This is a genomic window from Kitasatospora sp. NPDC047058 (assembly GCF_040643935.1).
GTDB lineage: Bacteria > Actinomycetota > Actinomycetes > Streptomycetales > Streptomycetaceae > Kitasatospora.
On sequence record NZ_JBEYVJ010000500.1, the window covers coordinates 1 to 4395 of the forward strand.

At 74.2% G+C, this 4395-nt stretch carries 5 protein-coding genes; all 5 read right to left on the reverse strand.

Annotated features, from left to right (window positions below):
- Positions 1 to 138: 138 nt before the first annotated feature.
- Positions 139 to 1149: a major capsid protein gene (locus tag ABZ885_RS36245; protein WP_360198610.1), complete on the reverse strand. Its 1011-nt coding sequence runs from the start codon at positions 1147 to 1149 to the stop codon at positions 139 to 141.
- A gap of 12 nt (positions 1150 to 1161) precedes the next feature.
- Positions 1162 to 1791 (reverse strand): hypothetical protein, encoded by a 630-nt coding sequence (locus ABZ885_RS36250; RefSeq protein WP_360198613.1) that lies wholly within the window; start codon positions 1789 to 1791, stop codon positions 1162 to 1164.
- Positions 1792 to 1867: 76 nt separating this feature from the next.
- Positions 1868 to 2086, reverse strand: coding sequence for a hypothetical protein (locus tag ABZ885_RS36255; protein WP_360198615.1), 219 nt, complete (start codon positions 2084 to 2086; stop codon positions 1868 to 1870).
- 22 nt (positions 2087 to 2108) lie between these two features.
- Positions 2109 to 2282 carry an Rmf/CrpP fold protein gene (locus ABZ885_RS36260; protein ID WP_360198618.1) on the reverse strand — a complete coding sequence of 58 codons (174 nt, stop codon included), beginning with the start codon at positions 2280 to 2282 and terminating at the stop codon, positions 2109 to 2111.
- Positions 2283 to 2293: 11 nt separating this feature from the next.
- On the reverse strand, positions 2294 to 4395 hold a 2102-nt coding region (locus ABZ885_RS36265), incomplete at its 5' end, for a phage minor capsid protein (RefSeq protein WP_360198621.1).

Here is a 4395-nt window from a genome sequence, read left to right on the forward strand (position 1 = left end):
GCTCGATCTCGTAGCCGTGCCGCAGGAAGTACAGCCGGGCCCCGGCGCCGAGTTCGTCGACGGTGGCCCGGCCGGCAGTGAAGGGGGCCCCGGCAACCGGGTCGTCGTCCCCGTACGGGGAGGCAATCGTGTACGGCATCACTGCACCTTGACGTTCCGCAGCACCGCGGCCGCCCGGGTCGCCTTGAGCACGACGGCCACCGGCCCGAGCTCCACCTCGCCGACCTTCACCGCGCCCGCCCGATCGAAGTCGGGCAGCCACTGCCGCACGAGTCGGCCGGACGTGGTGGTCACGCCGTGGAACCCGTCGATGCCGAGACGGACGGCGAAGATGTCGGACAGGCCGGTGATCTGTCCGCCGGGGCCGGCGCCGTCGACGTCGCGCGACTCGATCGGGATCACGGGGGCGCTGCTGCCGGCGACGGCTCCCAGGTCGACGAAAGGCACGCCGTTGTAGGACTCGACGGTCTGCCCGAACGAGTTCTCGGCGCGGCTGTAGTAGCCGGCCCGGCGGGCGAGCGAGCGCACGCGCGCAATGGTCTTCTTGTTGCCCAGCAGCGCCGACGGTACGCCGTCGAGCAGCCCGAGGAACTCGTCGAGGACATCGAGCGCCGTGTGCACCTTGGCCGCGTCGGCGCCCAGGGTCGTGCCGGTCCAGTCGAGGGAGGCACCGGCGCCCATCTCGGTCACGGAGCCGGCGAGCGCCTTGTCGAGGCCGTCGAACCCCTGCTCGGCGCCCGGGGTGGTGACCCGCTTCCCGGTGATCACCTGCTCGGAGAAGAACGCGTTAGCGGCCTTGATCATCTGCAGCATCTGAAAGTTGACCTCTGCAGATGCGGCCGGGCCGAGCTCGGCGATCGTGCGATCGATCTCGAAGGCGCCGCCGAGCGGGGACAGGTCGACGCTGTACCGCTGGCGCTTGGCCTGGCCCTTGGCGTACTCGGTGTTCAGCGGGCGGAAGGCTGCGCCGCGCTCGGTGACGAGCCGGGTGTAGCCGTAGCTGAGAGTTGCGCCGCCGCCGGCGGGGTTGACGGCGGTGTCCCAGATCATGTTGTTGAGCAACCACGAGCTCTTCGCGAACTCGTCGATCACCTGCAGGTCGACGGCATCCTGCGTGTTGAGCTTGGCATCAGCCAGCGTGATAGCCACGGGGCGGCCTCCTTACTTGGCGAGCCGCGCCGAGATCGCTTCGAGCAGCGACGCGGGTTCGGTACGGGTGGTGGGGGCGCCGCGGAACTCGCCGCCGCCGGACCGAGCGGGCGGGGCGCCGGCGGCGCGGTAGAGATCGGGATCGGCGTCGACCGCCGCGGTGATCGCGGCTGTCAGCAGCTCGCCGAACTTCGGGTCGGTCGGGTCGAGATCGGCGACCGCGGCAGCGAACGAGCGGGAGTTGAGCAGCCGGTCGGGGCGGGCGCCGGCCGCCTCGGCGGCCTGGTGGGCGGCGACCTCGACCCGCGCGGTACGCAGCTGCGCGCCGAGGTCGGCGAGCTGCCGGTCGCGCTCGGCGACGGCGGCGGCGAGCTGCGCCGGATCGGAGTCCGCTCCGGCCGCGTCGGGGTTGATGGCCTTGTTGATCGCGTCGAGGGCGGCCTGCAACTGGTCGCGCTGCTCGGCGGCCTCGGTCGCCTGGCGCTGGGCGTCGGCGAGTTGCTCGGCCGTCGGACCGGGCGGAGCGGCCGGCGCTGCGGGCGGAGCGGCTAGCGGTTCGGTGGAGCCCGGGGCCGTGGGCGCGGCGGTCGGGTCGCTGTTCGGCGTGCCGGGGGCGGGGGCGCCGGCGGGTGCGGTGGTCATGTAGTGGTCCCTCCGGACATGCGAAAGGGCCCGCTCCCGGGACGGGGGCGGGCCCTGCTGTATGTGGGGTGGCGGCCTACGCGGCGTCGACTGCGGCCCGAACGAACGAGTCCTTGGCCTGCAGCAGCAGACGCAGACCCGCGGTCAGCTCGGGCCCGTCGGGCAGCGCGGCGATCATGTGGGCGGCGAGCTCGTGACACGGTCGGCTGACGGCCTGCAGGTGCTCGGGCAGGTGGTCGAGCCGGAACTGCCGGCCCAGGTGGACAGTGCCGGAGTGACGGTTGGCGAGGTTCACGTCGGTTCCCTTCGGGGTGGAGTCATTCGGGGCTGGGCTGGGGACGGGTGATCGGGCGGGCGGCGGCGTAGCCGCGCACCCACGCCGAGCGCAGGAGGGACTCGCGGGGGTGGGGACAGGCGGTGATCGGTTGTGCGGCGCGGGCCGCATCGCGGCCGGCGGCGGCGGCGCGCACGACGTCGGCGCGGAACCCCAACTCGGCACCTCCTAGAACTTGTTGGAGACGTCGGAGCCGGTCTTGCGGGCGGCGTCGGCGGCGGCCGACCGTACGCCGGTGAGCTGCTCGGTGTACTCGGCGAGGGTGGTCCGGGGGGACACCTCGGCCCAGTACCGCTTGAGTTCCTCGGACGCCCGGGCGTAGGCGACGTGAGAGGGGCCCGAGAAGACGCTCAGCGGGTCGACGCCGTCGAGCTCGGCCCGCTTGGTGAGCAGCACCCCGCGGCACCATTCCTCGGCGTCGAGCCACTGGGCGTACACGTATTCGTCGTACATCTGCCGGACCTGCGCGCGGTTGAACGCGCCCCGGTTCCCCGTCTCTGCCCACTCCCGTTCGGCGAGCCAGCGTTCGGCCGCCGGTAGCCGGTCCCACGGGTGTTCGTCGGGTGCCTGGTCGACCCACGACCAGTCGTCCATTCGGGTGCCCGGGCGCAGCGCGTCGTCGAGGGCCTCCCGGTCGGCGAGCTGCGCCTCGACGCCGCGGCCGGGGGCGGCCGGCGGAGGGTCGAGCGGGTAGCGGCGGTCGAGTTCGGCGGCGATGCGCTCGGCCCCGGCGGGGTTGGTGTAGCGCAGTGCCCACCCGAGGCGGTCGTCGGCCACCTGCGAGAGGTCGGCCAGCAGCCGGCCGCCGGGGAAGAGCTCGGCGAGCAGGGCCCGCCGGTCGGCCTCCGCGGCCAGGGCGGCGAGCTCGTCGCCGCTGGCGTGCCGGGCCCGCTCGGCGAGCTGCTGCTCGGACATGCCGATCAGGTCGCGGCGGGCGCCGGGCAGGGCGGCGTCGATGTCGCGCCGGTCCAGCTCGGCCGCCACCCGTAGCACGTCGGAGTCGTCGAGCAGCGGCAGCACGCGGGCGAGTTCGTCGTCGCTGAACTCGACCAGGTGCTCGGCCATCCGGCCGCCGGGCCGCACGCGGTCGAGCAGGGCCTGCTCGTCGCGCCGGGTGGCCTCGGCCTCGATCTTGGCGCGGTCGCGCTCGTCGAGGGAGCCGTGCCGCAGGGCGGCGCCGAGCTGCTCGTCGCTCATCTCGGCGGGCGTCCGGTGGTCGCCCGCGCGCACCCGGGCGGCCTCGACCGCATCCGGGTCGAGCGGCCGGCGCGGTTCGGGAAGGTTCCCCGCCCCGGGCTGCTCCCGGTAGCGGAGCCGCTTCAAGTCGGGGTGGGTGGCGAGGTGGTTGCGCATCCGGCCCTGCCAGTCGCGCACCCGCTGCTCGGCGACCTGCCGTGCCTCGGGCGTCGCGGCCGCCGCGGCGCGGTTCTTGTACTTGCGGATCTGGCGCTCGATCGCGCGCTGCCGCTGGCCTGCCTCGTACCCGGCGCCGTCGGACGGCTCCGGCGGTTCCGCGGTGGTGACGCCCGGCATGTAGGCCGACAGGGAGTGTCGGCAGTTGGGGTGTTGGAGTCCGGCTCGGCGGGCCTGCTCGACGCTGCCGGCCACCCGCACGCGAACGGTGCGGGCGTCGTCGACGGCGTGTTCGACCTCGACCTCGTGCGGCCCGTCCGGGCCGTCGAGCGAGAGCACCCTGCCCTCCCACTTGCGGCAGAGCGGGCACTCGCGCGGCGCGGTGGACACGATTACGAGGTCTTGACCGGCGGCGCGCAGCCGGTCGGCCTGCCCCTCGACGGCGGCCCGGCCGACCGCGGTCCGCACGGCCATCTCGGCGTAGCTGGTCATCTGCCAGGACCGACCGGACTTGTCCACGAAGCCTTTCAGGCCGCGGTCGGCGAACCTTTCCATGGCCCGGGCCGTCGCCTGTCGGCGGGTGTCGATGCCGAGCAGCGGTGTAGCGGCCACCTCGGAGACGACCTGCCGGTATCCGTCCTCGACGCCGCGCAGGATGCCGCGGTGGGTGGCGGTGACGAGCTCGATCGTCTCGGCGGCGAGCCGGTCGACGGCGCGGCCGGCCGGGGTCGACTCCGCGATGCGCGCGGCGTCGGCGTCGGCCAGGGCGCCGAGCTCGGCGAGCCCGGTCCGGGCGCCGCGGTTGAACGCCTCGGCGACGACGTCGTGCACTTCGGTGGTCATGGCGGTGCCGAGCGCGTCGACGACGCCCTGCGCCGCTCGGCGCAGGGGTTGCACGTCGGCGAGCTTGGCGACGG